Consider the following 25,944-nt stretch of genomic DNA (forward strand, 5'->3'; position numbering starts at 1 on the left):
AACGTTCCGCTGTTGTGTGGGCAGTTGGCGTGCGGCCCGGAAACGAAGAGGATGCGACGCCGAACCGACCGCTCGCTGTGAGTCGATGTGGAGCGGGTGATGGGAATCGAACCCACGCTATCTGCTTGGGAAGCAGAAGTTCTACCATTGAACTACACCCGCCCTTTGCGGAGGCCAACAGTAGCATTGTAGGGCGTCCCTGGCAATCTTCTTGCACCGTTCAGGGAGCCGGCAGCGTGCGGCGCAGAACGTCCAGGGCCAGCGCTGCGCTCAGTGCTCGCCGGTATCCGGGGTTTCCGTCGAGGCGGTGCCGCACCCTCGCCGTTCCTACCGCGGAGGCGACCGCGATGACCAGTTCGGACGGATTTCGGGGCGATTCCATGCAGGCTAGCGCGTGGGTCGTGCCGTGCCGCCTGCGCAGGTGTGTGGCGATCGCTGCCACATCCGGCGGACCGTCGGACAGGCCGTTGCCGGGGGACAGTTCGAGGTGCTGGACGACGGGCCGGCCGTCGGGGACGACCAGCCCGTAAGTCCACCAGGCGAAGGCACCGCAGAGTTGTGCCAGATGGCCGCGGCTTACGGTTTCCAGGGTCGCCAAGCTGGCGTCAGTTTGGCGCATCAGCCGGTCGACGCATTCGATCAACGTGCCGCCCAGCCGCTCCGGCGTGTCGATGCTGAAGACTGCAGTCCCGATGGCGCGCCGTATTTCGTCGATCAGGAGATCGCGTTCCGGGACCGGGAAATCCGCCGGAAACAGCAGCTTGACGTGGTTTTCCGGCGGAACGGTGCGAAAGCCCAGCTTGATCCCAGGCGGCAATGCGAAGGGATCGAGCCGCTGCTGGAGGGTGGATTCCCCGACACCGAGCACTCGCAGCGTCACGAGTTGCGCGGGGCGGGTGGGGAAGCTCGACTGGATATCCGCTCTGACGGCGCGCTCGAACATAAACTCCATTTCATGGGGAACGCCGGGCAGAAAGAAAAACCGGCAGCCGCGATGATCCAGCGCGAAGCCGGGCGCGGTGCCTCGGAGGTTGTCCAGTCGCCGTGATCCGTCCGGCAGCAGCGCCTGCTTGCGGTTCGCTTCGGGCATCGGGTAAGTTCGACCGGCGAACCAGGCCTGGATCTGCCGGAGGGCTTCCGGGTCTTCCTTCAGGGGAAGGCCAAAGGCGCGGGCCGCCGCCCCGGCCGTCAAGTCGTCGACAGTCGGGCCCAGGCCGCCCGTGCCGATGCAAAGCGCCGCGCGTGCCGCGATTTCCTGGAGAGCCGCGGCCAGGGCGTCGAGGTCATCGCCCACAGCGGTATGGCGTGTGACCGAAAAACCGAGCTCCGTCAGCCGCTCCGACAGCCAGGCGCCGTTGGTGTCGGCAATCTGGCCCGTCAGCAACTCGTCGCCCTGGGAAAGGATTTCGGCCCTGGGCGAAGTCATGCCCGGTCCCCGCCGAGGGTTTCGAGCATCAGGTGCCAAAGCGGCAGAGAGGCGAGGGCGAGCACAGTGGTCGTTGCGGCGAGCATCGCGTACAGCCCCGTATCCAGGCGGTAGCGGTCGCAGTAGACGATCCCCAGCAGCATGCTGGGCATGCCCGCTTCGAGCACCAGCGCGGCGCGCGTGTCACCGGAGATTTCGAGACCATGGGTCAGGCTCAGGCCGAACAGGGGTAGAGCGATCAGTTTCAATCCTGATGCCAGGGCTACCAGCCGTGTGTTCTCTTTGCGCCAGGCGTTCCACCGCAGGCCGAGGCCCAGGGCCAGCAGCATGAGCGGTGCGACAGACGAGGCGGCGGTTTCGAGGGGAGGTTCGAGCGCCGCCGGCCGCGGAATGCCGTATTCGCCGAGCATCAGTGCGGCGAATGCCGCCCAAAGCGGAGGGTTGAGCACCAATGCCTGAAGCGATGAGCAAAGTTTCCCCGGCGCTTCTCCGTAGCGGGAGGCGATGTACGCGCCCAATGTGAAGACCAGCGGGGCCGTCGAAAACAGGTCGATCTGGATGACGATGGGGCGTGCGAACTCCGGACCGTAGAGCCGTTCCAGCACCGGCAGTCCCAGAAAGGTGACGTTGGAGAAGGCGATGCCGAGCATGGCCGCGCCGAGTTGACGCCGCTTCAAGCGCAATATCCGGTCGAGGCAAAGCGCCGCGGCCACGCCGAACAGGACGGTCGCCGCCCCGAACAGGGATATCTTCCAACCCTGGGGATGCGCGCCGCCTCCCCAGAGCGCTGACAATACGAGCGCGGGAAGCAGTGCATTGAACACCAGGGCGGTAACGGTCCGACGCACCCCATCGGGGTCGATGCCGCAGGGCCGAAGCCGGCGCAGGACTACGCCACAGAGAATCAGGGCGCTCATTTGCGCCAGTACGTCCGCCATGAGATGCCGTTCGGGAACCGAGGTACCCCATTTTATCGGCAATCGCCATCATGGGGCGCGCGAAGTCCTATGCAAAGCCGGCGGTTGGCTCCATAATTTCCAACGACGGCGCACAGGCGCCGTTTTTCTTGACTTCCCGACTGAAGCAGACATGCCGAATTTCGTTTCGAACAAGCCGATTCCCGTGGCCGATCGCCTGATCATGGCGCTGGACCTTCCGGATATTTCCGAAGCCAAGGCATTGGTGGAAAGCCTCGGTGACGCCGTGAGCTTCTACAAGGTCGGGCTGGAGCTGTTCATGTCCGGCGATTGTTTCGGTCTGGTCGACTGGCTCAAGGCCCGGGACAAGAAGGTGTTCGTCGACCTCAAGTTCTTCGATGTGCCGGAAACCGTCGGGCGTGCGGTGAAGGCGCTGAGCCGGCGCGGGGTCGATTTCGCGACCGTGCACGGCAATGACGCAATCATGGAAGCGGCGGCCCGCAACAAGGGGGAACTCGGCATTTTGGCGGTCACGGTCCTGACCAGCCTGGATCAGGGCGATCTGCGCGACCTCGGGTTCCAGTGCGACGTTCAGGCCCTGGTCCTGTCCCGCGCCCGGCGCGCCCTGGCGCTGGGTTGCGACGGCGTGGTTTCGTCCGGCCTCGAGGTTCCGCTGTTGCGTGGCGAGATCGACCACAAGCTGATGGTCGTGTCGCCCGGCATCCGGCCGGTCGAGAATCGGCCGGAGGATGACCAGAAGCGGGTCGTGACGGTCGATCAGGCATTCCGCAACGGTGCCGACTACATCGTGGTGGGGCGGCCGATCCGTGATGCGGCCGATCCCCGCGAGGCTGCGCTGCGGGCGCAGGCGCAGATCCGCGAAGTGTTCGCGGTCGGCTGAGCCCCGTGGCCGGGATGTTCCCGCCTGTCGGCGTTCCGGCATTTCTGGTATCGTTTCTCTCCCATGCACCATATCGAACAAGCTTTTAGCACGTCCTATCTTGTCGCCCTGCTGATGGGGCTGTTCAGCGCGCTGCACTGCCTGAGCATGTGCGGTTCGATCATAGGATCGCTCACGCTGAGCCTGCGACGGGAAATCCGTGACAACAAAGGCCTGTTGATGCCCTTCGTGTTGAGCTACAACATGGGGCGGATTACCAGTTACGCGATCGGCGGTTTGATCGCCGGCCTCTTGGAGCATGTCCTGTCCATCCCCTTGGGTGAAGGGCACGGGCACCGGGTGTTGCAGATTCTCTCAGCACTGGTGATGCTTGGGGCCGGACTGCATATCGGTGGCTGGTTTCCGCGTTTCGCTTATATCGAAAAGGGTGGCGCTCTGTTCTGGAAGCGGCTCGAACCGTATGGGCGTCGCCTGATCCCGGTGGAAACCTTGCCGCAGGCTTTCTTCTTCGGCATGGTCTGGGGCTGGCTGCCGTGCGGCCTGGTCTACACCGCTTTGGCTCTGGCGGCTACAACGGGGGATGTGGTGCGGAGCACGTTCACCATGTTGTCGTTCGGCATCGGGACTTTGCCGGCAGTGGTCGGCGTCGGTATAATGACCAGCCTGCTGGTGCGGTTATCCCGGATGCAGAAGTTCCGTCAGATCGCGGGGATCACGCTCATCGTACTGGCAGTGCTGGCCGCGTTCCCGGGCCTCAATCCGCTGGTAATGCACCATCTCGAATATTAAGAAAGTTGGGTGAGGTTATGTTTGATACGCTGATTGGACAATCACCGAGCTTCGAAGCGCTCACGAGAAGCGCGAAACTGGTCGCGGCGACCGATGTCACCGTCCTCATCGTCGGCGAGACCGGAACCGGAAAGGAGGTTCTGGCCAACGCCCTGCAAATGCACAGTCCCCGAGCGGACAAGCCGTTCGTTACGCTGAATTGTGCTGCTCTTCCCGAGGCGATCGCGGAGTCCGAACTGTTCGGCCACCGCCGCGGTTCCTTTACCGGCGCGGTCAGCAACCAGACCGGCCGTCTGCCTGCCGCCGATGGCGGTACGCTGTTCCTGGATGAAGTGGATTCGCTGTCCCTGCCGCTGCAGGCGAAGCTGCTGCGCTTCCTGGAAACAGGCGAGATCCAGCCGGTGGGCGAAACCCAGACGTACAACGTCGATGTGCGCATCGTCGCTGCTACCAACGCCAATCTTCACGCCAGGATCGAGCGCGGCGAGTTCCGCAAGGATCTCTATTACCGGCTGAACGTGGTTCCCCTGGAAATCCCGCCGTTGCGGGACCGGATGGGCGACATCGTCCTGCTGCTCCAGCACTACATGGACCGGTTCGCCCGTGAGCACGGCTTGGCGCCGGCGACGTTCAGCAAGGCGGCGCTGAACCGCCTGTGCAATTACGGCTGGCCGGGCAACGTCCGAGAGCTGCGCAACGTCTGCGAGCGGCTGTCGATTCTGCTGGCGGGGCGGGTGATCGAAGAAAGCAATCTGCCTCTCGAAATCACCTACCGGGCGTCCACGACCAAGGGTTTGTTCGCCTTGCCCGACATGGGCATCGAGCTGGAACAGGTGGAAATGGACCTGATCCGCCAGGCATTGAACCGGACCAACGGCAATCGCAGCCGTTCTGCCCGCCTGCTCGGCATTTCGCGCGATACGCTGCTCTACCGGATGCAGAAGTACGGCATCAATTGACGGTCGGCTTCATGACGAAAAAAGCCCGCTTCGAGCGGGCTTTTTTCGTCTTGGCGTTCATCCGAACCCGAACAGGCGCGCGCCCTGATAGAACGCGAAGCTCGCGAGCCAGGCCAGCAGCAGCGACCAGAGGACGGAGCCGACCATGAACGCCCGGCTTTTCGACTCGGAGCGCAGCGTCGCCACGGTCGAAAGACAAGGCAGGTAAATAAGAGTGAACAGCATGAAGCTGTAGGCCTGCACCCAGTCGAGTTTCTGCGCCATCAAGCCCATCAGGGCGTCTCCTTCCAGCCCATAGATCGCAGCGAGCGAGCCGACCACGATTTCCTTGGCGACGAAGCCGAAGATCAGAGCGAGGCTCAGCTGGGCGTCGATGCCGATGGGGGACAGCACCGGCGCCAGCCAGGCGGCGATATGGCCCGCCAGGGTGTCCACGCCGCCGGCCGGGACGTCGGTGGGAATATGGGTAAGCAGCCAGACCGCGACCACGCCGGCCGTGATGAACTTGGACGCGCGCTTCAAGAAGTGCCGGACCTCATGCCAGCCGCGCAGAACGATCTGGCGCCAGGTCGGCAAGCGGTAGGGCGGCAGCTCGATGACGAAGGGCTCATTGCTCACGAAGCGGCTCTTGAACGCGACCGCCGTCAGCAGAGCAGTCGCAAAGCTGAGGAGATATAGGCTGAACAATACCGCGGGTGCCGTTTCGACGGTGAACAGCGCCGCCGTGATGAACAGGAATACCTGCAGCCGCGCGGAACACAGCGAAAACGGGATCACCAGCATGGTGAGCAGGCGCAGGTCGCGCGAGCGCATCACCCGGGTGCCCATCAGCGCCGGCACGTTGCAGCCGAACCCCATGAGCAGCATGACGAAACTGCGTCCATCCAACCCCAGCCGGGCCATCAAGGCGTCCATCAGGAAGGCGACGCGCGACAGATAGCCGCTGTCTTCGACCAGGGTCATGACCAGGAAAAACAGGATGATGATCGGCACGAACGCCGCCACGGTGCCGACGCCGCTGTAGATGCCGTCGAGCAGAAGTCCACTGGCGAAGGCCGGTACGTCGGACATCAGCGGTTCCAGCGCGAGGGTCCGCAGTTCGGTCAATGCCCAGGCGACGCCGTCCTGCATCGGCTTGCCTAGGGTGAAGATGAGCTGGAACAGCAGGAACATGAACAGGAAGAACAGCGGGAGACCCAGCCAGGGATGAAGCAAGACGCGATCGATGCGGGCCGTGGTGTTTTCCGGCAACTGTTTGGGGACGCGAACCGCGGCGCTCAGCACGTCCGCGGCGGTCGCCTCGATCTGATGCTCCTCGGAGAAGGTCTGCTCGACTTCCGCCGGTGCATGGGCGGGACTGGCATTGAGCGACCGCGTCAGGGTCTGGGTGACGTTCTGGAAGCCGCTGCCGTACTTGGCACTGAGAAGGATAACCGGCATGCGGAGGATTTCGGCCATCCTGCGGGCATCGATGTTGATCCCGAGGTGACGCGCTTCATCCGCCATGTTGAGCAGCAGGACCGTAGGCAGCCCGAGCCGGACGACCTGGAGCGCAAACGGGAGCTGGCGGTCGATCTGGGTGGCGTTGAGCACGATGGCGACCAGGTCGACCGGGTTGTTTTCGAGAAAGTCCCGGACCACCTTCTCGTCTTCGGAAAAGCCGTGGAAGCTGTAGATGCCCGGCAGGTCCACCACTTGCGCGACCGTGCTGCCGAGGATGATCTTGGCGCTCAGCAGGTCGACTGTGATGCCGGGCCAGTTGCCGACCCGGGCAGATGCCCCGGTCAAGCGATTGAAAAAAGTGGATTTGCCGGTATTCGGCATGCCGACCAGGGCGATTCTCTTCATCAGGCTGTCTTGGCGATGACTCGGATTCTTTCGGCGTCGCTGCGACGCATGATGATGTCCGTATTGCCGATGCGGACCTGCAAGGGGCCTTTGAAGCGGCCGTAGCGGACGACGGCGATGGCCTTGCCGACCCGGAAACCGAGGCCGACCAGACGATGGTAGAGCGCTCCTTCCGCACTGATGGCGCGGATGATCGCCGATTCGCCCTCTTTGAGGCTGTTCAGGTTCAGGTTGGAATCCATAGGCAAACCCCGCAAATGATAATTATTCTTGAATATATCATATCCATGGGATTTGGCGAGGGCGGTATGTCGTCGCAGCCGCGATGCTGTGTTTCCCGGCGCGCTGAGCACGCCGGGAACAGCGTCTTATAGTTATAGGAAGCTGGTGCCCTTGCGGCCGGCGATGCGCAGGCGCAGGGCGTTGAGCTTGATGAAGCCTTCCGCGTCCTTCTGGTTGTAGGCGCCGCGGTCGTCCTCGAAGGTGGCGATGTTCATGTCGAACAGGCTGTTGCTATCGGATTTTCGGCCCGCCACGCTGACGTTGCCTTTGTACAGTTTCAGGCGCACCTCGCCGTTCACCGGCGCCTGGGAGGCATCGATCATCTGCTGCAGCATCCGGCGCTCCGGGCTCCACCAGTAGCCGGTGTAGATCAGGCTGGCATAGCGCGGCATCAGCTCGTCCTTGAGATGGGCGACTTCGCGGTCCAGGGTGAGGGATTCGATGGCGCGGTGTGCCTTCAGCATGATGGTGCCGCCGGGGGTCTCGTAGCAGCCGCGCGATTTCATGCCGACGTAGCGGTTCTCGACAATATCGAGCCGGCCGATGCCGTTGGCGCCGCCCAATTGATTCAGCTTGGCCAACACCGCCGCGGGCGTCATCCGTTCGCCGTCGATGGCGACGATGTCGCCCCGCTCGTAGGTCAATTCAATGTAGGTCGGCTGGTCCGGGGCGTTTTCGGGCGAGACCGACCAGCGCCACATGTCTTCCTCCGGCTCGGCCCAGGGGTCTTCCAGGATGCCGCCTTCGTAGGAGATGTGCAGGAGGTTGGCGTCCATGGAATAGGGCGAGGCCTTGCCGCGCTTCATCTCGATCGGAATGCCGTGCTTCTCGGCGTAGGCCAGCAGGGTTTCGCGCGAGGTCAGATCCCATTCCCGCCAGGGGGCGATGACGCGGATGTCCGGCCGCAGGGCGTAGGCGCCCAGTTCGAAGCGTACCTGGTCGTTGCCCTTGCCGGTGGCGCCGTGAGCGATGGCGTCCGCTCCGGTTTCGTTGGCGATCTCGATCAGGCGCTTGGCGATGAGGGGGCGAGCGATGGAGGTGCCCAGCAGATATTCGCCCTCGTAGATGGCGTTGGCGCGGAACATGGGAAAGACGAAATCGCGGGCGAACTCCTCGCGCAGATCGTCGATGTAGATTTCCTTGACGCCCATGGCCTGAGCCTTGGCGCGCGCCGGTTCGACTTCCTCGCCCTGGCCGAGGTCGGCGGTGAAGGTCACGACTTCGCAGCCGTAGGTTTCTTCCAGCCATTTCAGGATGACGGAGGTGTCGAGGCCGCCGGAATAGGCCAGTGCGACTTTCTTGACGTTTGAGCTTGACATGATGGGGCGAACCGCAGGGTTACAGGACGAAAGCCGGGAATTATAGCGCGAACGGCGCCGTGGATCGTCCGGCACGTTCCGCGTTTCCCGGCGCGGTTTCGGGGTGAGGCAATCCACCTTCCGGCTTGAGTGAAATCACGCGGTCCCGCCGGGCGGGAAGGTTGCGGCCAGGTGGAAACCCCCGATTCATGGGATATCCGGGGCGGCGTTTTCGGCTGGTCCGACTTACGACGGCTCCTTCCCCGGCCCCACCATCAAGGTGAAGAAAGGCGATATCCTGAAAGTCCATTTCTAGAATTCGCTGCCTGACGTGGGGATGATGGGTATCTGGAACATCCAATAGGGAAGCCGGCTGTCAGGGGAGGGGAGGCCCCTTCCTTCATACGCCCAATTTTTTCCGTTTGCGCCACAGAGTCGCCCGGCTAATGTTCAGCAGCCGGGCGGCCTGGTCGATGCGTCCGCCCGAGTGCCGCAGCGCGGCGCGGATCCGCTCGGCCTCGTCCGGCACCGGTTCCGCAGGCGCTTGCGGCTCGGCATGCTCCTCGCGGAACTCGGGCGGCAGATCGTCGAGTTCCAGCACCTCTCCCCGCCCTACGGCGAAGGCGTATTCCACCACGTTCTGCAATTCGCGCACGTTGCCCGGCCAGGGATGGTCGAGCAGGCGCCGCATGGCGTCCGGATCGATCCGGGCGATGCGGCGCAGGCCGCGGGCATTGTGCCGCCCGATGAAATGCCAGAGCAGCAGGCCGACGTCGCGGCGGCGCTCGCGCAAGGGCGGCAGGAAGATGGGAACCACGCGCAGTCGGTACATCAGATCCTCGCGGAAGCGGCCCTCACGCACGGCTTCGCGCAGCGAGCGGTGGGTCGCTGCCACGATGCGTACATCCACGCTGAGCGTGCGGTCGCTGCCGACCGGGACGAAGCTGCGCTCCTGTAACACGCGCAGCAGTTTGGCCTGCAGTTCCAGCGGCAGTTCGGCGACTTCGTCGAGGAACAGGGTACCGCCGTCGGCGCGTTGGAACAGCCCGGCATGGTCCCGCACTGCCCCGGTGAAGGCACCGCGGACATGCCCGAACAGCTCGCTTTCCAAGAGGGAAGGCGACAGCGCGGCACAGTTGACCGCGAGAAACGGCCCCTTGGCGCGGTGGCTCTCGGCATGCACGGCGCGGGCGATCAGCTCCTTGCCTGCGCCAGACTCGCCTCGTACCAATACCGTGGCCTCGGTTTCCGCGACGTTGCGGACGATGCGGAACACCTGCTTCATCGCCGGCTCGCGGGTGATCAATCCATGCAGGATTTCGACGTCGGCTTCGGCCAAAGGGGTGCCGACGGTTTCGATCGCGGCGAGCACCTCCAGCCGGCCCAAGGGGGTTCCGTCCCGTGCCCGCAAGGAGTGGTGCCTGCGCCGCACCAGCAGTGCCGAGCCATCCGCCCGCTCGACCCGAATTTCGTCCTCGCCCATGCCGTGGCCATCGTCGGCGGCAGGATGGCTATAGCCGGCCAACAGCCGGGCGACGGGTTTGCCGGTTGCGAACCCGGCCGTGTGGCCCGTCAGGCGCTCGGCGCCCGAGCTCCAGTAGCTCACGCGTTCCTCCGCGTCCAGGAGATAGAGGGCACCGGCGCATTCGAGTCCGGCCAGGGCATCGAGCAGGCAGTGCGCGTCGAAATGGGTGCCCGGGAGGCTATCGCTTCGAGGTTTCATGGGGTTTCACGGATCGTAGCAGGTGTTTCATGAATGGATCATAAGATGAAACACTCCCAACTGCGCGATGCCGCTGGATTTACCTAGAGTAGCTGTAAATCATGTAATTAGCCTTGTGGCACAGACTTTGACATCGCTATTGAATGAGACAAGGCTTTTTGAAGGAGGGCCGGATGATTTTCAGACAACTGTTCGAGACCGATACATCGACCTACACCTATCTGCTGGGCTGCGAACGCACCCGGCGTGCGGTGCTGATCGATCCGGTGGACACCGAGGTCGCACGCTACGAAGACCTGCTACGCGGGCTGGGGCTCAGGCTGGTCTACACTTTGGAAACCCATGTGCACGCCGATCACGTCACCGGAGCTTCGCTGCTGCGGGAGCGCCTGAACAGCAAAAGCGTGGTGCACAGAGATGCCGGGGCCGGATGCGCCGACCTCATGGTGACCGACGGTGTGCCGCTGCAGGTTGGCGCTCTGGAGTTCGAAGTGCGCCACACGCCGGGCCATACCGCCGGTTGCGTGAGCTATGTCATGAGCGACCGGGTTTTCACCGGCGACGCCCTGTTCATCGACGGCTGCGGCCGCACCGATTTCCAGCAGGGCGACGCCGGGCAGCTCTACGATAGCATCCAGCGCCGGCTTTTTTCCCTGCCTCCGGACACCTTGGTCTACCCGGGGCACGACTATCACGGCAACACGGTGAGCACGGTCGGCCGCGAGATGGCCCGTAACCCTCGTCTGGGCGGCGGCAGGAGCCGGGAGGAATTCATAGCGATCATGAGCGGCCTGGAGTTGGATTATCCGAAATACATCGGGCGGGCACTGCCCGCCAACCAGGCTTGCGGCCGGCTGCCCGCGGCGGAGCCTCAGGGGTGATCTACCGATGACCTTGGCGCTCGTATTGGCTCTGGGAATCGGCCTCCTTCTGGGGCTGCTGGGCGGCGGCGGTTCGGTGTTGATGGTGCCGATGCTGGTCTACGTCGCCGGATTTTCTCCCAAGGAGGCGATCACGACGTCGCTGGTCGTGGTCGGTTTCACCAGCCTGACGGCGCTGATCGGCCACGTCCGGGGCGGCCGGGTCTGCTGGAAGATGGGGGCGGTGTTCGGTCTGGCGGGAGCGGCCGGCGCCTATGGTGGCGGCCGGACCGCAGCGGTGCTGCCGGGCGGAATCCTGTTGATCCTGTTCGGACTGGTGATGCTGGGGACCTCCGTGGCCATGCTGCGAGGGCGCCGCGGCGTCGATGGTCCTTCAGGCAGGGCAACGATGTGCCCTTTGAGGCTGCCGCTCTTTGCCGTGCTGTTCGATGGCGCCCTGGTGGGAGCCTTGACGGGACTGGTCGGTGCGGGCGGCGGCTTCATGGTCGTGCCGGCGCTGAACCTGCTCGGCCGCTTGCCGATGCACGCGGCCGTCGCGACCTCGCTCCTGGTGGTCGCTATGAATTCGCTGGCCGCCTTGCTGGGCTATGCCGGCCATGTCCAAATTCGCTACGACCTTGCCGCCCCGATTGCGGGAACGGCGGTAGCCGGGAGCCTGGTCGGCGGATTACTGGCCGCGCGCCTGGGCGGAAAGATCTTGCGCCGGATGTTCGGCGGATTCGTTGCGCTGGTCGCGGTGTTTCTGCTGTATCGCGAGCTTACGCCGGACAGGCTGGACGAGATCGGCGACCTGGCGTCAGCCCACCCGGACTTTTTCCGCGGCGCCGCGGCTGTGCTGGTGGCGATGCTGCTGTCCAGGCTGCGCGGATGGCTCCATTCGCGCTACTTCGGTGCCGGCAGTGCGGTCCATTAGCGAGGTGTCGGGCTATGCCGAAAAAGCATGCGGTCCGTGTGGTGAAAATCCCGAAAGGGTGTACGATTGCCGCATTCGCGCCTGCCGGCCACGGTCAGCGGCCTGATTCCGACGGAATGCGAGGGATCTCATGAAGCCATACGATGGGTTTCGTTCTGTCTCGGCTGCAGCGCAGCAGGCCGGCGTGACCGCATTTCGGCGCCTGGCCTTAGCTGGCCGGCGTTCTCCGCTGGCGCGGGAAATCACCCTCGCCTTACTGTTCAAGATGATCGTGCTGTCGGGCCTGTGGGCGCTGTTCTTCCGCTCACATCCGGATGCACGGGAACCTCCGCGTCCGGCGATTCTGCTCGGTTCCAGTTCTCTTTCCTCTCCCAACCAGGAGGCGCTCAAGCCATGATCGGTGAAGACATCGTCAACCTTTCCAGGCTGCAATTCGGCCTGACCGCGCTCTACCATTTCTTGTTCGTGCCCTTGACCCTGGGGCTGGCTTTCCTGTTGGCCATCATGGAATCGGTCTACGTGATGACCGGCAAGGAAGTGTACAAGGACATGACCCGGTTCTGGGGCAAGTTGTTCGGCATCAACTTCGCCATGGGGGTAACGACCGGCATCACCCTGGAATTCCAGTTCGGTACCAACTGGTCCTATTACTCGCATTACGTCGGCGATATCTTCGGCCCCATTCTGGCCAGCGAAGGCCTGATGTCGTTCTTTCTGGAGTCGACTTTCGTCGGCCTGTTCTTCTTCGGTTGGGACCGCATGAGCCGGGTGCAGCATTTGTCCGTCACCTGGCTGCTGGCGCTGGGCACCAACACTTCGGCGTTGTGGATTCTGATTGCCAATGCCTGGATGCAGCATCCGGTGGGCACGGAATTCAACTATGAGACCCTGCGCATGGAGCTGACCAGCTTCGCCGACGTGTTTTTCAATCCCGTGGCCCAGGTCAAGTTCGTGCACACGGTCGCGGCCGGTTATGTCACCGGAGCAATGTTCGTCCTCGGGATATCCTCTTGGTATCTGCTGAACGGGAGGGATACAGGCTTCGCACGCCGTTCCTTCTCGATCGCAGCGGCGTTCGGCTTGGCCTCGATCCTTTCGGTCATCGTGCTGGGCGATGAGAGCGGTTATACCGACGGCGAGGTGCAAAAGGTCAAGCTGGCCGCCATCGAGGGGGCTTGGGAAACCGAAAAGCCGCCGGCAGCGTTCACCGTCGTCGGATTTCCGGATCAGGACCGGCAGGAAACCCGCTATGCGCTACGGATACCGTACGTGCTCGGCCTGATCGCGACGCGATCCATCGACGAAGAGGTCAAGGGGTTGAAGGAACTGCGGGAATCCAGTCTGGCCCATATCCGCAGCGGCCAGATCGCTTACGGGGCGCTTGAGCGAATTAGAGGGGGCGACGCCAGCCCGGCGGTGAAGGCCGATTTTGAACAACACAAGGCGGATCTGGGCTTCGCCCTGCTGCTTGCGAAGTACACGGAAGGGGTCGCCGGGGCGGGCGAAGACCTGGTGCAGAAGGCTGCGGCCGATACCATACCTCGTGTCGCTCCGCTGTTCTGGACGTTCCGCATCATGGTGGCCTGCGGCTTCACCATGCTGTTCGTCTTCGTGATGGCCTTCTATTACTGCGCGACACGGGTGGCGGATCGCAAGCGCTGGCTGCTGAAACTGGCAGTCTGGTCCATTCCGCTGCCCTGGGTCGCAGCGGAAACCGGGTGGTTCGTCGCCGAATACGGCCGCCAGCCCTGGACCATTTCCGGCGTGCTTCCGACGCATTTGAGCACCTCGTCGATCAGCGCCGGAGAACTCTGGTTCAGCATCGCCGGCTTCGCGTTCTTCTATACGGCGCTCCTGGTGATTGAACTTTACCTCATGCTCAAATACGTGAAGCTCGGACCGAGCAGCCTGCACACCGGACGATACCACTTCGAGCGGCCGGCAGCGGCGCTCTCCAATTCAGCAGCTTGACAAGCGTCGGGAGGTCCACATGTTCGACTATGAAACCATGCGGGTGATCTGGTGGGTGATCACCGGAGCGGTGGCGACGGGATTCGTCCTCACCGTGGGATTCGATTTCGGCATCGGCGCCCTGCTGCCATTCGTAGGCCGTAACGATGTCGAACGGCGGGTGGTGATCAACACCATCGGCCCGACCTGGGACGGCAATCAGGTCTGGCTGATCCTGCTCGGCGGCGCCATTTTTGCGGTGTGGCCGGCGGTTTATGCGACGCTGTTCTCGGGGCTCTACATCGCTATGCTGCTGGTGCTTTATACCCTGTTTTTCCGGCCGGTCGGCTTCGACTACCGCAGCAAGCTGGAGTCTCCCCAGTGGCGCAACGCCTGGGACTGGGGGCTGTTCATCGGCGGTGCGGTGCCGCCGGTCCTCATGGGCGTCCTGGTCGGCAACCTGCTGGTCGGCTTGCCGTTCCACCTCGACGGGAGTCTCCGCACCTTCTATGACGGCAGCTTCTTCGGTCTGCTGATGCCGTTTCCCCTGCTCTGCGGCGTGATCGGCCTGCTGGCTTGCGTGTTTCACGGCGCGGTTTACCTGAGTTGCCGGACCGAAGGTGTGATCGAGCAGCGTGCCCGGCGCGTCGCCGCGATCGGCGGCGTGGTCCTGGTCGTGCTGATCGTGCTCGCCGCCGCATGGGTGATCCTCGGCATTCCGCGCCCGGAAATCCTGACCATGGCCGGGCCCAGTGCGCCGTCCAACCCGATGGCGAAAACGGTCGATTTTTCCGGCAGCTGGCTGGCGAACTTCCAGGCGCATCCACGCATGTTCGTCGCTCCCGCGCTGGCGGTGCTGGGGGTGCCCGCTGCGGCGGCGTTTGCCGCCACCGGCCGTTCCGCTGCGGCTTTCGCCGCCAGTGCGGTGGGCATCGGCGGCCTGCTCTGGACGGTAGGATTCGGCCTGTTCCCTTTCATGCTGATCTCGACCACCGATCCCCGCAGCAGCCTGACGATCTGGGACGCCAGTGCGAGCCATCTGAACCTGCAATGGTCTCTGGCGATTACCCTGGTGTTTCTGCCCATCGTATTGCTCTATACCCAATGGGCCTATCGGGTGATCTGGGGCAAGGTCACGGCCGCGGACATCGCCAAGGGCGAACATACGCTTTATTGACGGTTTGATGAAACGATCGGGGAGGTGTGAGATGTGGTATTTCGCATGGATACTCGGGGTGGGTTTCGCCTGCGCATTCGGTGTCATCAATGCCATGTGGCTGGAATCGGTCTGTGACATCGACGATCAGGGCTCGAGCGGCGCCGAAAATTGACGGATACGGCGTGATCGTCCGGAGCCCTCCGGGCGGCCGGCCGGAGTCCAAATAGCGAATTTTTCCAGGAGTTGCATCATGAAGCGGAGTATTTCAAGCGTCCTGGCCTTTGCCGGTGCGCTGGCGCTGTCGGCCGGCGTCACGGCCGGTGAAGACTTGGCCGAGTCGCAGCTGCCGAAAGCGGTGCTGAACACCTTCAAGGCGGTTTATCCGAATGCGACCGACGTCGAGTACGAGAAGAAAGTGAAACACGGCGAGACCGTCTACGAAATCGAGTTCAAGGACAAGGGCGTGGAGCGCGAGATCGTGTACAGCGCCGACGGAAAGGTGTTGAAGGCTGAATTCGACGATTAGGGACGATCCGCTGCGGCAGCGAAATTGAACACGGCTGTGGCGATGCCACGGGTCCCGCTCGATGACGGTTGAGAAGGCACGCTGTTCCCCACCGTGCGGCTGATTACCGAAGACGGCGAGCTGGATTTGATCGAGGGATTCCTCAAGGGGGATGAGAGCGCGGCTTTCGGTTCACGCCTACTCGGCGAACTGGCTTGGCAGGGCGAGGAAATCCCACTGTTCGGACGGAGGGTGGCAGTGCCGCGCCTCCTGTGCTGGTATGGCGATCCGGGTGCGGTCTATCGCTATTCCGGCGTCTCCCACGAACCATTGCCCTGGCACGAGGTGCTTGCCGATTTGCGGACCCGCATCGAGGCGTTCAGCGGGCATGCTTTCAACGCCGTCCTTTGCAACCGCTACCGCACCGGCCGGGACTCGATGGGCTGGCACGCCGACGACGAGCCCGAGCTCGGCGAACGCCCGTTCATCGCGTCGTTGAGCCTGGGAGCGGAACGCCTGTTCCGGATTCGCCACCGCCGCACTGCCCGGACCCTGGACGTGCCGCTGCGGGATGGGGACCTGCTGCTGATGGGCGGGGATCTGCAGTCCCATTGGAGGCACTCTATTCCCAAGACCGCCAGGCCTTGCGGCGAACGCATCAACCTCACGTTCCGCCGCATCGTGCCGCGTTCCTGAAGGGCGCCGGCTCAGAACGGGTGGTACTGGTACAGCCAGGTTTCGGACATCACCTCATCCTTGTAGCGCAAATAGCAGCGGATTTCGACCGGGTCCGGCCCCGTCACCGCCAGGTCGAAATGGGTACGCCAATGGCCCGGCACGTCATCCGGCACGGCTTCGATTTCGATTCGCGACAATTCGCCCCGGGTCGCGGTGATGACCGGCTCCGGCTTTTCGCCGAAGGGCAGTTTGGCCAGCGGCTTGCCCAGGAATTCGACCATGAATTTGCGTACGCCCTTGGGACGCGGCTTGCCGGGCTGGCCGCCGTTGCCGAGCCGGGTCGCCACACAGCGCGCCAGGGGACTCGGGAAAGGCTCGTCCGCCAGCCAATGGATGCGGTAGCGCAGGTCGTAAGTATTACCAGCCGCGGCGGGCTCCTTCGGCACCCACATCGCCACGATGTTGTCGTGGATCTCGTCGTCGGTGGGGATTTCGGTGAGTTGCACCGCGCCCTCGCCCCAGTCGCCGAGCGGTTCCACCCAGGCCGATGGGCGCAGGTGATAGCGCACGCCGTCCTGGTAGTGGTCGAGCACCCGGTCGCGCTGACCGAGGCCGAAGCCTTTGGGTGATTTGTCGGCAAAGCTGGATACCTGGATGCCGGCCGGATTGTTGAGCGGCCGCCAGATGTGTTCGCCGACGCCGGTCCACAGCGCCAAGCCGTCGGAGTCGTGCACTTCGGGGCGCCAGTCGACCGCGGTGGGCTTTGCGGATTCGGAGAACCAGTACATCGAAGTCAGCGGTGCGATCCCCAAACGCTCGATGTCTCTGCGCAGGAACAGAGCGGCTTCGATTTCCATGATCACGCCTTTGGTCCGCTTGAGCGAGAACTTGTAGGCGCCGGTCAGGCTGGGGCCATCCAGCAGGGCATACACGATCATGGGATCGTCGGCCTTGGTCCCGGCTTCGAACCAGAACGAGACGAAATCCGGGAACTCCTCCGGATTGGAGGTCCCGGGATTCAGCGCGATGCCGCGCGCCGACAGGCCGACCTGGCCCAATTCGCCGATGGCACGGAAATACGAGGCGCCGAGGAAAGTGACCCAGGGTTCGCGTTTCTTCCAGTCGGAACCCTTGCGGCTCTCGTGCACCCAGAAGCCCGCGAAGGCCGAGGGGCTGGCCGGAAGGTCCCTGGCTACATGGTCCGGTCCCGTGGTGAAGAGCTTGGGATCGTACAAGAGTTCCCGGGACGTGCCTTTCTCGACGACGTTCATCGTCACCGTCTTCGGGAAGAACATGCCGACGTGCTGGAACGAGATCGGGTAGCTACCGCCGGTTTCGGCCCACAGGGCTGCCTCCTTGCGATATTGCAGTTTGCCGTGGGCGTCGTAGTCGATCTGTTTGACGATCTCCGGATTGGGCTGGGGAGGTGGCGCATATTCGCGGCTGGCCCGTTCGCGCGCCAGCGCTTTCAGCGTCTCGAAGGAGAACGGGGCGGGCGCCCCGAATTTGAGTCCGGTTTCAGGTTCGGCATGAACCATGCCGGCTTTGAACAGCGAAAGCGCATTCACCGCGACGGCGAGTTGAAGGAAATGGCGGCGGCTGAGACTCATGGGATCGAATCGTCCTGCAGGATCGTTGTTGAGGAAGGCGGCGAGGCGTCGAGTTCCCCCGCCGGAGCGGCGCCTATTCTAAGGCCGCGCCGGCAGTACTCAAGAGGGGGCCGGTCAGAGTACGAACTTGCAGCCGATCAGCAGGAGGAGCGAGGCGAGCGCCGGCCGCAGCAGCCATTCCGGAATCCTGGCACTCAGGTGGCTGCCCAGGTAGATGCCGGGGAGCGAGCCCACCAGGAGGCTGCCGAGAAGGGTGAAATCGACGTTGCCCATGTGCAGATGTCCCAGGCCGGCGACGGCGGTCAGCGGGATCGCGTGCGCCAGGTCGGTCCCCACGATGCGGACCGTCGCCAGGCGCGGGTACAGGAACAGTAGCGCCACCGTACCCAAGGCGCCGGCGCCGACCGAGGAAAGGGTGACCAGTACGCCCAGAATGAGGCCGACCAACACCGTCAGCAGGCCCTGCCAGCGTCCGAAACGCTCCGTATGGGTCATTCGTTGCGTGGCCGATTTGTGAGCGAGTCGTTTGCGCAGCAGCAGCGACAGGCCGGTGAAGATCAAGGCGACGCCCAGGGTCGTGGTGATGATGGCGGTTACCGATTCATCTTTCTCGAAGACGGTTTCCAGCAGGTAGATGACCGCCAGTGCGGCGGGAATGCTGCCCAGCGCCAGTTGCAACACGATTTTCCATTCGACCGACCGGTGGGAGCGGTGATGAACGAGGACGCCGCCGCCCTTGGTAATCGCGGCGAACAGGAGATCGGTCCCTACCGCTGTTTTGGGAGCGAACCCGAACATGAAGACCAGCAGGGGGGTCATCAGCGAGCCGCCGCCGACGCCGGTCAGACCGACCAGGAACCCCACCAGCAGTCCAGACATTGCGTATGCAGTAGTCATGACCTTTTCCGGCAAAAAGTCCGCAGTCTATCGGAGTGGCGATATATTAGGCAGGATTTTTCCGTTATAGACTTATATTTATCTGGAATAAATCGGCTGGAAACGTTCCGCAACTCCCTGCGGCAAGGCCGGAACTGTCGTGGAGTTGCTTGGTCCCTGGCAGCGAGACTATCTTTTCGGCCGGTTTTCCTGGAAACTAACCGTCAGTAAACAAGCACTTGGATACATGGACAAAGCAACACGCACATCCGTACGGCTTCGGATCGCCGGCATCACGCTGCTGATGCTGGCGGGAGCGGTCCCCCTGCTTCTTGCGGCACCGCTCGAAGTGTGGCTGGCATACCTCAGGGACGCGCGAGCCTGGTTCGACGATATCGGACTGCTGGCGCCGCTGGTATTCACTCTGGTTTCCGCGCTGCTGACGGCCCTAGGCTTTCCCCGCCTGGTCTTCTGCGTGCTCGGGGGGTTGCTATTCGGTGTCGTCTGGGGAACGCTCTGGAGCGAGTTGGGCACTGTGCTCGGCGCTTACGGCACGTTCCTGTTCGCGCGCTGGTCGGCCCGTGAACTCGTGCTGCGGCGCTACCCGAAACTGCAAGCCCTTGCCGCCCGGGTTCAGGGCCGGAAAGGCTGGTGGTCGGTTGTTCTGATTCGGCAGATTCCGGTCGCAGGGTTGTACAACGACATCCTGTTGGGCATCAGTGCGATCGGCCATCGCGATTTCTGGATCGGCACCGGCCTGGGTTTCCTTCCCCAAGGCGTTGCGGCGACTCTGGTCGGCGCCGGGATGGTGCAGACGGATTTCGTCGAGGTCGGTCAATATTTTGCCGTCGCGGCAACCGCTCTTCTCGTTTTGACGCTGGCCTGGAACCGCCTCGTTGCCCAGGCCGGCAAGCAGCACGCCGCCTAAGCCGCCGCTTTTCCCGCCACGAGTTCGCTCAATGCCTCCAGGAGAATCTGGCACTCTTCTTCCGTGCCGACGGTAATCCGGAGGAACTGGTCGATCCTCGGCAGCTTGAAATGGCGGACGATGATGTGTCTTTCGCGCAATGCCGCCGCGAGTTTGCCGCCGTCGTATCGAGGATGACGGGCGAACACGAAATTGGCGGCCGAGGGCAGCACCTCGAAGCCCAGATCGGCAAGTGCCTGACTGACCCATTGCCGGGTCCACATGATGGATTGCCGAGACCACTCGAAGTGGTCTCGGTCGTCGAAGGCCGCGACTCCCCCCACGATCGCCAGGCGATCGAGCGGATAGGAATTGAAGCTGCCCTTGACTCGCTCCAGGGCCTCGATCAATCCCGGATCGCCGAACGCGAAGCCGACGCGGAGCCCGGCAAGGGACCTGGATTTCGACAATGTTTGTATCACCAGGAGATTGGGGAACCGGTTGACCAGCCCCGTTGCCGATTCGCCGCCAAAGTCGATATAAGCCTCGTCCACGATCACGACTGAGTCGGCGTTCCGGGAAAGCAGCGTTTCGATGTCAGCGAGGGCCAGCACGCGCCCCGTCGGCGCATTGGGGTTCGGAAAAACGATGCCGCCGTTGGGCCGCAAGTAGTCCTCGATCCGGATCTCGAAGCTTTCGGTCAGCGGTACGGTCTCGTACGCGATGTCGTACAGCCCGCAATAGACGGGGTAAAAGCTGTAGGTGATATCGGGGAACAGGATGGGCCGCGGGTGTTTCAGCAAGGCCTGAAACGCGTGCGCCAGAACTTCGTCCGAGCCGTTTCCCACGAAGACTTGGTTTGTGCCGATGCCCAGGTATCGCGCGGCTGCACGTTTGAGCAGTTCGGAATTCGGATCGGGATAGAGTCTGAGAGAGGCGCCGAGTTCGCCGCGTATGGCGTCCAACACTTTGGGCGAAGGCGGATACGGATTCTCGTTGGTGTTCAGCTTGACGAGATTGCTCAGCCTGGGCTGTTCGCCGGGTACGTAGGGCTTCAGGTCCCGGACCAGCGCACTCCAAAAGGGATTCATAAACTTCTCGAAACGTAGCGGAAGCGCAAAAGATAGCCGACGGGCGTCTCGAGGTCCATGGCGGCGGGTCGGCGACTGCCGGGATGTTGCGGGTGTCCCTGCATGTCAAGATAAGATGAATTTATTCATTCGAAAAGAAACATTAATTCGACTAATGGAGCCGGAAGATTAGAATTTCAACAGGCCGATACGGAGTTTGAGAGGATTCGCACCATGTTGACACTGACTTCCGTCGAACTCGGTCTGGGGCTTTTACTCCTCGGCACCCTGATCGCATCCATTGCTTTTTGTGTCGCAAATTATTGTCAGTTGCCCGCCGGGCGAATACCGGATCGGAATGGGTGAATTCATCCGGGCGCAGCCTCCTGTTTACCTCGACATGACTTGAACCGGGCGAACAGCCCGGTTTTTTTTGCTCCGGATCGACACCGAGGCAGACCGGCCGACCTGGCGTGGGCTCGGCATTCCCCTTGACAGCCCAAGTTTGGAGGCGGCCTGAGCGCCCGTTCCTGCCGTCCTCGCTTGCGATCGGGTCCGCGCCGGTCCCGGCGATCGGCATTCTTTGCGGCACGGAGCCCATCGAATCCAAGCGTGACGGCCGATGCGGCTTGACATCGGTCCGGTGGTCGTGAAAAGGTAAACACTCTAGGCTGAGATATGCGAACGTCCGTCAGGCGTGTGCAGCGGGCCATAGTCAAGAACCTCCTCGTGATCTGTAGCATAATCCCTCTCCGCGCCGGACCCCGGCCGCAAGCATTGACCACCCTTCACAATCCCCATCGATGACCGAGGCAGTATTGAGAAAGACGGAGGCGGAGCCGCTTATCCCCGCCGAGTTGTTGCAGGATCCGGATGGCTATGCCCGATTCGCCGACGCGCTGGTTCGCCGCGGCAAGGTTCGAGAAATGGATCTGGCAAGGGCAAGGCGGCTCTCGGCGCAGGCGGACGACATGCGCCTCCCCGCCTTGCTGGTCAAACTCGGCGTGGTGTCGGAGCGCGACGTGGCCGAGACACTTGCCGAGGCCAGCGGTCTTCCCCTGGTCGGCCCCCCCGACTATCCCGACGTGTCGCCTCTGCCGGAAGGCGTCGCAGCCCGATTCCTCAAGGATCGCCATGCCGTCGGCGTCGCGACCAGGGAAGGCGGCTTCGTGGTGGCAGTGGAAGATCCCTTCGATGCGGAGCTGATCCATGCGCTCGGCCTGGCCTGCGGCCAGCCGGTCTACCCCGTCGTCGGCTTGGCTTCCGAGATCGACCGCGCGCTGGAGCAGCAGATCGGCTCGGGCCGTTCGGTGATGGGCCAGATCGTCGACAACCTGGGCGGCGATGAGGATGCCGACGAGGCCGATGTCGAGCACCTGAAAGACCTCGCCAGCGAAGCGCCGGTGATCCGCATGGTTAACCTGATCATGCAACGGGCGGTGGAGTCGCGGGCCTCGGATATCCATGTCGAGCCTTTCGAGCAGCAACTCAAGGTGAGGTTCCGCATCGACGGCGTCTTGCGCGACGTGGAGGCGCCACCGGTGCGTTCGACCGCCGCGGTGATCTCGCGCATCAAGATCATGGCCAAGCTCAACATCGCCGAGCGGCGCCTGCCGCAGGACGGCCGGATCAAGCTGCAGGTACAGGGTAAAGAGCTGGACCTTCGTGTTTCCACGGTGCCCACGATGTATGGCGAGAGCGTGGTGATCCGGCTTCTGCACAAGGAAAGCATCACCTTCGACTTCGGCACGCTGGGATTCGAAGGCGCGGTGCTCCGGCGTTTCCTCGAAATCCTCGAATTGCCCCACGGCATCATCCTGATCACAGGCCCCACCGGCAGCGGTAAGAGCACCACCCTGTATACCGCGCTACACAAGATCAACACGCCTTCGCGCAAGATAATTACCGTCGAAGACCCGGTGGAATACCAGCTGGAAGGCGTCAACCAGATCCAGGTCAAGCCCCAGATCGGCCTGAATTTCGCGAGTGCGCTGCGCTCCATCATGCGCCAGGACCCGGACGTGATCATGATCGGCGAAATGCGCGATCTGGAGACGGCCCGCATCGCCGTGCAATCGGCGTTGACCGGACACATGGTGCTTTCCACCCTGCATACCAACGACGCCGCCGGCGGCGTGACCCGCTTGATGGACATGGGGCTGGAGGACTATCTCATCACCTCGACCGTGAACGGCATTCTCGGCCAGCGCCTGGTGCGGCGGCTGTGCCAGCATTGCCGCGAACCGCATCCGGCGCTGGAAGAGGTTGCCGAAGAAATGGGGCTGCGGCGGTTCCAGCGCGACGGGGAGGTGGTGTTGTACCGGCCGGTCGGCTGCGAACAGTGCGGCGGCACCGGGTTCCGGGGGCGACTCGCGATTCTGGAGTTCCTGGTCATGTCCGACGAGGTGCGGCGGCTGGTGATGAGCCATGCCCAGGCCCGGCAGATCGAGGAAGTCGCCCTGCGCGAGGGCATGCATACCATGTATGACGACGGTATCCGTAAGGCGTTGATGGGGCTTACCACGGTGGAAGAGGTCCTGCGCGTGACTTCGGACTCCTAAAACCTGCGATGATTTCCGAATCGCCCGCCGCTGCTTCGATGTGACCCCAAGGTAACTCCGTGCCGCTATATTTTTACAAGGCCGTGAACCGCGACGGCGAATCGGTGGAATCCGAGCGGGAAGCTTCCGATGAGATGAGTCTGGTGCTGGCGCTCCAGGGCGAAGGACTGATCCCGATCCGGGTGGCGCCGGCCGGCGCACGTCCGTTTGCCTGGCTCAGCCTGTCGCGGCGCCGGAACCGGATTTCGCAGAAACACATCGGCATTTTCACCCGGGAGTTGCTGACGCTGCTGCAGGCCGGGCTGCCCTTGGACCGGGCGCTGTTCGTGCTGGAAGACCTGACCCGCGAAGACGTCGCGCTCAACAGCATGATCGGGCGCGTCATCGAACTGGTGAAGGGCGGCTCGCAGCTCTCGGCGGCACTGGAGCGGCAGGAAGGCGTGTTCTCGCGTTTCTACCTGAACCTGATCCGCGCCGGCGAGGCGGGCGGGGCGCTGGAGGACGTGCTGGAGCGGCTGACGGATTATCTCGAGCGCACCAAGGAGCTGAGGGATACGGTTTCGACCGCGATGATCTACCCCGCGATCCTGTTGACCATGTCCGTCGGCTCCTTGCTGCTGCTGCTCACCTTCGTGGTGCCCCAGTTCGAGGAGATGTTCGAAACCGCCGGCAAGGAGCTGCCGGTGCCGACCCAGATCGTGGTCGGCGTGGCCAACATCCTCAAGAGTTACTGGTGGGCGCTCCTGGGCGCGGTGCTGGTGCTGGTGGCGTGGGGGCGGTACGAACTCGCCGAGCCCTCGCGCCGGCTGGTGTGGGACCGGCGCTTTCTCGGCTGGCCCTTGTTCGGCGACTTGGTGCGCAAGGTCGAGGTGGCCAATTTCGCCCGGACGCTGGCAACCCTGCTCGGAAACGGCGTGCCCCTGCTCGGCGGTCTTTCCATCGTCAAGGAGACGCTCGGCAACAGGGCGGTGGCGCAACGGGTCGATACCGCCATGGACAATCTGAAGGAAGGCGGGGCCCTGTCCGGCCCTCTGACCGACGCCGGGGTTTTTCCCACGCTGGCGCTGCAGATGATCAAGCTCGGCGAGGAGTCCGGGCATCTGACCGAGATGCTGGAACGGGTCGCGGTCACTTATGACAAGGAGATCAAGATCACGGTCCAGCGCATTCTCGCACTGCTGGAGCCGGCGCTGATCGTGGGGCTCGGCATCATGATCGGCGGCATCATCGTTTCCATCCTGATGGCGATCGTCAGCGTAAACGATCTGGCCTTCTAATCCCCCCAAACCCTTTTTCTTGCTTGAGGTTTTCGTATGAAGCATAGGCGTTCCATCCGTAGTCGCAGTGGTTTCACCCTGATTGAACTGCTGGTCGTATTGGCCATCATCGGTCTGCTCGCCGGGCTGGTCGGTCCCCAGGTCATGAAGCATCTGGGGGAGTCCAAGTCCAAGACCGCCCGTCTTCAGATCGAGGAGCTGGCCTCGTCGCTGGACATGTACAAACTGGATGTGGGCCGTTATCCCACCACCGACGAAGGGCTGAACGCCCTCATCGAGCAGCCCAGCACGGCGCGGGTCTGGAATGGGCCGTATCTGCGGAAGAAGAAGGTCCCGCAGGACCCGTGGAACAACCCGTTCCATTACGTCGCGCCGGGACAGCACGGCAAGTTCGACGTGTGGTCGCTCGGCCAGGACAATGCCGAGGGCGGTGAAGGCGAGGATGCCGATATCCTCGGCTGGGAGTAAGGTGCATCCGGGGATGCGCGGTCGTGGCTTCACCCTGCTGGAAATGCTGCTGGTGCTGGGCATCGGCGCAATCCTCATGGCGGTCGCGGTCCCCAATGTCATGCCCGCCATCGAAGCCGCGCAGCTCAGCTCCGCCGCCCGCGACGTGGCGTCGGGGCTGAGGTTCGCCCGTGGCCAGGCCCTGAGCCGGCGCCAGGAAGTGCGGTTTACGCTCGACGTGCCGGGGCACCGCTACCGGGTCAGCACCCGCCCCAAGGTTTTCGGCCTGCCCTCCGGCGTTGGGCTGAAGCTGTTCACCGCCTCGGGAGAGGTCGAGGGCGAAGGGGTCGGCAGTATCCTTTTTTTTCCGGACGGTTCGTCGACCGGGGGACGGGTGACCCTGGAGGCCGCCGGCCGGAAGCGGCTGATCGACGTCAATTGGCTTACCGGCAGGATTTCGTCCAGTGCGGAAGAATCGGACAATTCCTGAGTTTCGAACCCAAGCCGGCTTCTCGCTGCTGGAGATGCTGGCGGCGTTTTCCATCATGGCCATCGCTCTGGGTGTGCTGATGCGGGTTTTCGGCGGCGCGACCCGCTCGGCCCGGATCGCCGAGGAATATTCCCGTGCCGTCATCGCCGCGGAGTCGGTGCTCGACGACGTCGGCGTGGAGACTCCGCTGGTGCCGGGCGTGACCGAAGGCCGTTTCGGCGAGGAATTCCGCTGGATTCTGCGGATCGCCCCCGTGCCCATCCCTGCACTCGAGCAGCAGATGGGGCCCAACAATGCGCCTCCCACGGGATCGCCGCTGGCCGGTCTCAAACTGTTCGCCGTGGACGCCAGCGTTGTGTGGGGGGAGGGCGAGGAGCCGCGGGAAGTCACCTTGAGCACCCTGCGGCTGTTCAACGAAAATCCGACCGGCGGCCCCGGCCGCCTGCCGGGCGGTCCGTTCGGCCCCCGCATGTAGCC

26 protein-coding genes and 1 tRNA gene are annotated in these 25,944 nt (G+C 63.3%); 17 read left to right on the top strand and 10 right to left on the bottom strand.

What is annotated here, in order from left to right; genetic code table 11:
* Positions 1–88: 88 nt before the first annotated feature.
* From OOT43_RS18365 to OOT43_RS18375, 3 genes are all read right to left on the bottom strand, one after another.
* Positions 89–162: transfer RNA gene (locus tag OOT43_RS18365), tRNA-Gly, on the bottom strand.
* Positions 163–220: 58 nt separating this feature from the next.
* Positions 221–1,426, bottom strand: a complete 1,206-nt coding sequence (locus OOT43_RS18370) for a molybdopterin-binding protein (RefSeq protein ID WP_266022123.1) — start codon at positions 1,424–1,426, stop codon at positions 221–223.
* Positions 1,423–2,364, bottom strand: a complete 942-nt coding sequence (locus OOT43_RS18375) for an AEC family transporter (RefSeq protein WP_266022124.1) — start codon at positions 2,362–2,364, stop codon at positions 1,423–1,425. Before OOT43_RS18375 ends, OOT43_RS18370 begins: the two co-directional genes overlap by 4 nt.
* A 151-nt stretch (positions 2,365–2,515) precedes the next feature.
* Between OOT43_RS18375 and pyrF the strand changes: the two genes are divergently transcribed.
* From pyrF to OOT43_RS18390, 3 genes are all read left to right on the top strand, one after another.
* Positions 2,516–3,244 carry an orotidine-5'-phosphate decarboxylase gene (pyrF, locus tag OOT43_RS18380; RefSeq protein WP_266022125.1) on the top strand — a complete coding sequence of 243 codons (729 nt, stop codon included), beginning with the start codon at positions 2,516–2,518 and terminating at the stop codon, positions 3,242–3,244.
* 63 nt (positions 3,245–3,307) lie between these two features.
* Entirely contained in the window at positions 3,308–4,033 is a 726-nt protein-coding gene (locus OOT43_RS18385; protein ID WP_266022126.1) for a sulfite exporter TauE/SafE family protein, read from the top strand.
* Between the two features lie 17 nt (positions 4,034–4,050).
* The gene (locus OOT43_RS18390) at positions 4,051–4,992 is read left to right on the top strand and encodes a sigma-54 interaction domain-containing protein (protein ID WP_266022127.1); all 942 of its coding nucleotides are present in this window, start codon (positions 4,051–4,053) and stop codon (positions 4,990–4,992) included.
* A gap of 57 nt (positions 4,993–5,049) precedes the next feature.
* On the opposite strand, the gene feoB is transcribed toward OOT43_RS18390, so the two are convergent.
* The 4 genes from feoB to OOT43_RS18410 form a co-directional block, all read right to left on the bottom strand.
* Entirely contained in the window at positions 5,050–6,840 is a 1,791-nt protein-coding gene (feoB, locus tag OOT43_RS18395) for a ferrous iron transport protein B (RefSeq protein ID WP_266022128.1), read from the bottom strand.
* Positions 6,840–7,082, bottom strand: a complete 243-nt coding sequence (locus OOT43_RS18400) for a FeoA family protein (RefSeq protein ID WP_266022129.1) — start codon at positions 7,080–7,082, stop codon at positions 6,840–6,842. The genes feoB and OOT43_RS18400 overlap by 1 nt, the downstream gene beginning before the upstream one ends.
* A 132-nt stretch (positions 7,083–7,214) precedes the next feature.
* Positions 7,215–8,441, bottom strand: coding sequence for an argininosuccinate synthase (locus OOT43_RS18405; RefSeq protein WP_266022130.1), 1,227 nt, complete (start codon positions 8,439–8,441; stop codon positions 7,215–7,217).
* Positions 8,442–8,820: 379 nt separating this feature from the next.
* Positions 8,821–10,143 carry a sigma-54 interaction domain-containing protein gene (locus OOT43_RS18410; protein ID WP_266022131.1) on the bottom strand — a complete coding sequence of 441 codons (1,323 nt, stop codon included), beginning with the start codon at positions 10,141–10,143 and terminating at the stop codon, positions 8,821–8,823.
* A gap of 173 nt (positions 10,144–10,316) precedes the next feature.
* Between OOT43_RS18410 and OOT43_RS18415 the strand changes: the two genes are divergently transcribed.
* The 8 genes from OOT43_RS18415 (at position 10,317) to OOT43_RS18450 (ending at position 16,247) form a co-directional block, all read left to right on the top strand.
* Entirely contained in the window at positions 10,317–11,024 is a 708-nt protein-coding gene (locus OOT43_RS18415; RefSeq protein ID WP_266022132.1) for an MBL fold metallo-hydrolase, read from the top strand.
* A gap of 7 nt (positions 11,025–11,031) precedes the next feature.
* The gene (locus OOT43_RS18420) at positions 11,032–11,937 is read left to right on the top strand and encodes a sulfite exporter TauE/SafE family protein (protein ID WP_266022133.1); all 906 of its coding nucleotides are present in this window, start codon (positions 11,032–11,034) and stop codon (positions 11,935–11,937) included.
* Between the two features lie 184 nt (positions 11,938–12,121).
* Positions 12,122–12,334 carry a cytochrome oxidase putative small subunit CydP gene (gene cydP, locus OOT43_RS18425; RefSeq protein ID WP_266022134.1) on the top strand — a complete coding sequence of 71 codons (213 nt, stop codon included), beginning with the start codon at positions 12,122–12,124 and terminating at the stop codon, positions 12,332–12,334.
* Positions 12,331–13,908 (top strand): cytochrome ubiquinol oxidase subunit I, encoded by a 1,578-nt coding sequence (locus OOT43_RS18430; protein WP_266022135.1) that lies wholly within the window; start codon positions 12,331–12,333, stop codon positions 13,906–13,908. The genes cydP and OOT43_RS18430 overlap by 4 nt, the downstream gene beginning before the upstream one ends.
* A gap of 19 nt (positions 13,909–13,927) precedes the next feature.
* Entirely contained in the window at positions 13,928–15,064 is a 1,137-nt protein-coding gene (gene cydB / locus OOT43_RS18435; RefSeq protein ID WP_266022136.1) for a cytochrome d ubiquinol oxidase subunit II, read from the top strand.
* A 31-nt stretch (positions 15,065–15,095) separates the two neighbouring features.
* The gene (cydX, locus tag OOT43_RS18440; RefSeq protein ID WP_266022137.1) at positions 15,096–15,218 is read left to right on the top strand and encodes a cytochrome bd-I oxidase subunit CydX; all 123 of its coding nucleotides are present in this window, start codon (positions 15,096–15,098) and stop codon (positions 15,216–15,218) included.
* Between the two features lie 78 nt (positions 15,219–15,296).
* A complete protein-coding gene (locus OOT43_RS18445) occupies positions 15,297–15,572 on the top strand; it encodes a PepSY domain-containing protein (RefSeq protein ID WP_266022138.1) in 276 nt (91 codons plus the stop codon).
* A gap of 93 nt (positions 15,573–15,665) precedes the next feature.
* Positions 15,666–16,247: an alpha-ketoglutarate-dependent dioxygenase AlkB family protein gene (locus tag OOT43_RS18450; RefSeq protein ID WP_266022140.1), complete on the top strand. Its 582-nt coding sequence runs from the start codon at positions 15,666–15,668 to the stop codon at positions 16,245–16,247.
* Positions 16,248–16,258: 11 nt separating this feature from the next.
* Here the strand turns inward: OOT43_RS18450 and OOT43_RS18455 are convergent, their stop codons facing one another.
* Positions 16,259–17,839 (bottom strand): glucan biosynthesis protein, encoded by a 1,581-nt coding sequence (locus tag OOT43_RS18455; RefSeq protein WP_266022141.1) that lies wholly within the window; start codon positions 17,837–17,839, stop codon positions 16,259–16,261.
* Positions 17,840–17,953: 114 nt separating this feature from the next.
* Positions 17,954–18,736, bottom strand: coding sequence for a sulfite exporter TauE/SafE family protein (locus OOT43_RS18460; protein WP_266022142.1), 783 nt, complete (start codon positions 18,734–18,736; stop codon positions 17,954–17,956).
* Between the two features lie 226 nt (positions 18,737–18,962).
* On the opposite strand from OOT43_RS18460, the gene OOT43_RS18465 reads away from it, so the two are divergent.
* Entirely contained in the window at positions 18,963–19,643 is a 681-nt protein-coding gene (locus tag OOT43_RS18465) for a TVP38/TMEM64 family protein (protein ID WP_266022144.1), read from the top strand.
* Here the strand turns inward: OOT43_RS18465 and hisC are convergent.
* Complete coding sequence (gene hisC, locus OOT43_RS18470; RefSeq protein ID WP_266022145.1) at positions 19,640–20,713, bottom strand: histidinol-phosphate transaminase; 1,074 nt, start codon at positions 20,711–20,713, stop codon at positions 19,640–19,642. The two genes, OOT43_RS18465 and hisC, sit on opposite strands and share 4 nt — an antisense overlap.
* A 782-nt stretch (positions 20,714–21,495) precedes the next feature.
* Between hisC and gspE the strand changes: the two genes are divergently transcribed.
* From gspE to OOT43_RS18495, 5 genes are read left to right on the top strand one after another with little or no spacing between them, the layout of a single operon-like run.
* On the top strand, positions 21,496–23,253 hold the full coding sequence (gene gspE, locus OOT43_RS18475) for a type II secretion system ATPase GspE (RefSeq protein ID WP_266022146.1): 1,758 nt from the start codon (positions 21,496–21,498) through the stop codon (positions 23,251–23,253).
* Positions 23,254–23,312: 59 nt separating this feature from the next.
* Positions 23,313–24,530, top strand: coding sequence for a type II secretion system F family protein (locus OOT43_RS18480; protein WP_266022147.1), 1,218 nt, complete (start codon positions 23,313–23,315; stop codon positions 24,528–24,530).
* Between the two features lie 36 nt (positions 24,531–24,566).
* Positions 24,567–24,998 carry a type II secretion system major pseudopilin GspG gene (gene gspG, locus OOT43_RS18485; protein WP_266022148.1) on the top strand — a complete coding sequence of 144 codons (432 nt, stop codon included), beginning with the start codon at positions 24,567–24,569 and terminating at the stop codon, positions 24,996–24,998.
* A 13-nt stretch (positions 24,999–25,011) separates the two neighbouring features.
* A complete protein-coding gene (locus tag OOT43_RS18490; RefSeq protein WP_266022149.1) occupies positions 25,012–25,467 on the top strand; it encodes a GspH/FimT family pseudopilin in 456 nt (151 codons plus the stop codon).
* On the top strand, positions 25,442–25,942 hold the full coding sequence (locus OOT43_RS18495) for a type IV pilus modification PilV family protein (RefSeq protein ID WP_266022150.1): 501 nt from the start codon (positions 25,442–25,444) through the stop codon (positions 25,940–25,942). Before OOT43_RS18490 ends, OOT43_RS18495 begins: the two co-directional genes overlap by 26 nt.
* The last annotated feature ends 2 nt before the right edge of the window (positions 25,943–25,944 follow it).

The organism is Methylococcus mesophilus (assembly GCF_026247885.1).
GTDB classification, from domain to species: Bacteria; Pseudomonadota; Gammaproteobacteria; order Methylococcales; family Methylococcaceae; genus Methylococcus; species Methylococcus mesophilus.

Coding starts and splice junctions, on each gene's coding strand:
- OOT43_RS18465 (WP_266022144.1), top strand. CDS start 18,963: ATGGACAAAGCAACACGCACATCCGTACGGCTTCGGATCGCCGGCATC.
- gspE (WP_266022146.1), top strand. CDS start 21,496: ATGACCGAGGCAGTATTGAGAAAGACGGAGGCGGAGCCGCTTATCCCC.
- OOT43_RS18400 (WP_266022129.1), bottom strand. CDS start 7,082: ATGGATTCCAACCTGAACCTGAACAGCCTCAAAGAGGGCGAATCGGCG.
- OOT43_RS18445 (WP_266022138.1), top strand. CDS start 15,297: ATGAAGCGGAGTATTTCAAGCGTCCTGGCCTTTGCCGGTGCGCTGGCG.
- OOT43_RS18460 (WP_266022142.1), bottom strand. CDS start 18,736: ATGACTACTGCATACGCAATGTCTGGACTGCTGGTGGGGTTCCTGGTC.
- OOT43_RS18490 (WP_266022149.1), top strand. CDS start 25,012: ATGCGCGGTCGTGGCTTCACCCTGCTGGAAATGCTGCTGGTGCTGGGC.
- hisC (WP_266022145.1), bottom strand. CDS start 20,713: ATGAATCCCTTTTGGAGTGCGCTGGTCCGGGACCTGAAGCCCTACGTA.
- gspG (WP_266022148.1), top strand. CDS start 24,567: ATGAAGCATAGGCGTTCCATCCGTAGTCGCAGTGGTTTCACCCTGATT.
- feoB (WP_266022128.1), bottom strand. CDS start 6,840: ATGAAGAGAATCGCCCTGGTCGGCATGCCGAATACCGGCAAATCCACT.
- OOT43_RS18405 (WP_266022130.1), bottom strand. CDS start 8,441: ATGTCAAGCTCAAACGTCAAGAAAGTCGCACTGGCCTATTCCGGCGGC.
- OOT43_RS18415 (WP_266022132.1), top strand. CDS start 10,317: ATGATTTTCAGACAACTGTTCGAGACCGATACATCGACCTACACCTAT.
- OOT43_RS18430 (WP_266022135.1), top strand. CDS start 12,331: ATGATCGGTGAAGACATCGTCAACCTTTCCAGGCTGCAATTCGGCCTG.
- pyrF (WP_266022125.1), top strand. CDS start 2,516: ATGCCGAATTTCGTTTCGAACAAGCCGATTCCCGTGGCCGATCGCCTG.
- OOT43_RS18410 (WP_266022131.1), bottom strand. CDS start 10,143: ATGAAACCTCGAAGCGATAGCCTCCCGGGCACCCATTTCGACGCGCAC.
- OOT43_RS18385 (WP_266022126.1), top strand. CDS start 3,308: ATGCACCATATCGAACAAGCTTTTAGCACGTCCTATCTTGTCGCCCTG.
- OOT43_RS18390 (WP_266022127.1), top strand. CDS start 4,051: ATGTTTGATACGCTGATTGGACAATCACCGAGCTTCGAAGCGCTCACG.
- OOT43_RS18370 (WP_266022123.1), bottom strand. CDS start 1,426: ATGACTTCGCCCAGGGCCGAAATCCTTTCCCAGGGCGACGAGTTGCTG.
- OOT43_RS18455 (WP_266022141.1), bottom strand. CDS start 17,839: ATGAGTCTCAGCCGCCGCCATTTCCTTCAACTCGCCGTCGCGGTGAAT.
- cydB (WP_266022136.1), top strand. CDS start 13,928: ATGTTCGACTATGAAACCATGCGGGTGATCTGGTGGGTGATCACCGGA.
- OOT43_RS18420 (WP_266022133.1), top strand. CDS start 11,032: ATGACCTTGGCGCTCGTATTGGCTCTGGGAATCGGCCTCCTTCTGGGG.
- cydX (WP_266022137.1), top strand. CDS start 15,096: ATGTGGTATTTCGCATGGATACTCGGGGTGGGTTTCGCCTGCGCATTC.
- OOT43_RS18375 (WP_266022124.1), bottom strand. CDS start 2,364: ATGGCGGACGTACTGGCGCAAATGAGCGCCCTGATTCTCTGTGGCGTA.